The following is a 1,964-nucleotide window of genomic DNA, read 5'->3' as shown; positions in this document are numbered from 1 at the left end:
CAGAAAATACCAGAGTTTGACSGTCAAACTCTGGTATTTTCTGGTATTTACCATACTGATATAAACAAAATTGAGCTTTCTGTTAATGGCGATCCATTAATGAAAGGTCGCTTTCCTCCTTATACACCAACTCAGAACTTAAAGAGTAAATATGGCGACCTTAAAATCGAAGGTAAGTGCTACTTTGGCTCTGTATTAGGTGATCAAGGCGGCGCGTTTGGCGCAGTAGCAGGTATTATCCAATCATCTAAATCAAGCTCTGGCGATAAATGTGAAATGTTCGTCAATAACAAACCAATGGAAAACCTTTATTTCTAAAAGGTACCCCTAACTTTCGAACGTTCATTTATCCAAAGTAACGAACCCTTTTCTCCATTTTAAAACCTTTGTGAAACTCACTTTCGCACTAACTTGGTGCGAATGTTCAAAATCAGTAATCATTAATGGCTATAACCCATATAAATAGCCAAATTGGGGTCATTATAATTGGCTCAGCAATTGCTTTAGTGGTTGTTTAGCTAATTGAGAAACCCATGTTACCTTTACATACCTCTCTTCGAGGTTTGCGTTGTTTTTGTGTAGCTGCAGAATGCTTGAGTTTTAAAGAGACTGCTCATCAACTTTTTCTCACCCCTTCTGCGGTGAGCCATCAAATCAAACAATTAGAAGAAAGCATACAGCTAGCATTATTTAAACGGCAGACACGTTCTATCACGCTCACCGATGATGGCCGCCGCTTCTACCAGCAAATTGCGCCATTAATGGTGCAGCTCTCCGAAACAGTAAACCAGTTCAGTCAGCAAACCAGCATGCAAGAAGTCAGTATTTCTATGCCCGAGTTTTTCGCAAGCGAGCTTTTTGTCCCGCAACTCGTCGGTTGGTCTACTGAGTACCCTCATATCAATTTAAAATTAGAAACCGTCAAAACACGCTCAGCACAAACCGCACAAACGGACTTATCCATCGTGTTATCAGGTACAAGAAGCAGCAGTGAAAATGCATATGAATTATTCCCGCTCAATTACATTCCAGCTTGTAACCCAATCCTGTTTGCACATATACATGCCAAAGGTTTTGATGCTTTATCTGAAACACCATTAATCGTCCACCAAGCTCGGCCTCATTCTTGGGAACAGTGGGCAGAAACAACCGGGATTGATGATTTTAAAGCTAAACAAATCATCCAACTAGATAGTATGTTCAGTGTGGCAAGAGCCGCAGAACAAGGCCTAGGTGTCGCGCTTATCCCACTGCCCATTAGCCAGAAATGGTTTGATAATAAAACCCTAGTTGCTCTATTCCCACAAATGCTTAATAGCCGCGACAAGTACCATCTTATTCACCATGGCAATACGAAACCTAATCTTGCAGTACAGCAGTTGATCGATTGGATCATTGCCCGCTTTAACTATGAAAATTGAACTCAGCGACCTGCTAAATACGTTACGACCCTATCCATAAATTACTGTCCATAAATTACTGTCCATAATGCTATCCAGTTTCGATAAGTGAAAAAAACTCACTTATCGATCCAATTATTCTCGTTTGTCAGCTATCACAGTTTTGCCTAAATTAGCCATGTAGCAACCGCTACTACCTATAAAGGAATATAAACATGAAAACTTCTAAACTTCCCTCTACGATTGCAGCAAGTCTATTATTAGCGTGTTCAGCTAACGTTTTTGCCGCTGCTGTTGAAACCACCAGCTATAAAATGGTTTTAATTGAAGATATGCCTGGCGTTGATGCTATTCAATCTGGTGACATAGATGAAGGTATCGCATTAACGAAATCGGCTCGAAGATCTGCGATTGATACTTATACTCGTAATCTCAACTTATGCGTTGGATATACTAAAATGTCTAAGTTCGACATCGCAGAACAAGCCTGTACTGAAGCTGTAGAAATGGCCGTAAAAGCAGATAAACTGCCATCAATGCAAATGCGCGCATWTGCATWGATGG

The 1,964-nt window shown here is 40.5% G+C and carries 2 protein-coding genes and 1 pseudogene; all 3 read left to right on the top strand.

Going from position 1 to position 1,964, the window contains the following annotated elements; all coding sequences use genetic code 11:
- Nucleotides 1-318: hypothetical protein (locus FNZ24_RS21565; RefSeq protein ID WP_194945126.1), on the top strand; the 318-nt coding region annotated here is incomplete at its 5' end.
- Nucleotides 319-533: 215 nt separating this feature from the next.
- A complete protein-coding gene (locus FNZ24_RS21370) occupies nt 534-1,421 on the top strand; it encodes a LysR substrate-binding domain-containing protein (RefSeq protein WP_153916814.1) in 888 nt (295 codons plus the stop codon).
- Nucleotides 1,422-1,615: 194 nt separating this feature from the next.
- Nucleotides 1,616-1,964: pseudogene (locus tag FNZ24_RS21365) on the top strand (hypothetical protein); the annotation flags it as partial.

It is taken from the genome of Shewanella sp. TC10 (genome assembly GCF_009663145.1).
Classification (GTDB): Bacteria; Pseudomonadota; Gammaproteobacteria; order Enterobacterales; family Shewanellaceae; genus Shewanella.
Note: the sequence above shows the minus strand (reverse complement) of the source record. Positions and strands in the feature narration are given on the sequence as shown.

Bases quoted from the DNA above. Each gene is read 5' to 3' on its own strand.
- FNZ24_RS21370 (WP_153916814.1), top strand. From the start codon at position 534: ATGTTACCTTTACATACCTCTCTTCGAGGTTTGCGTTGTTTTTGTGTA.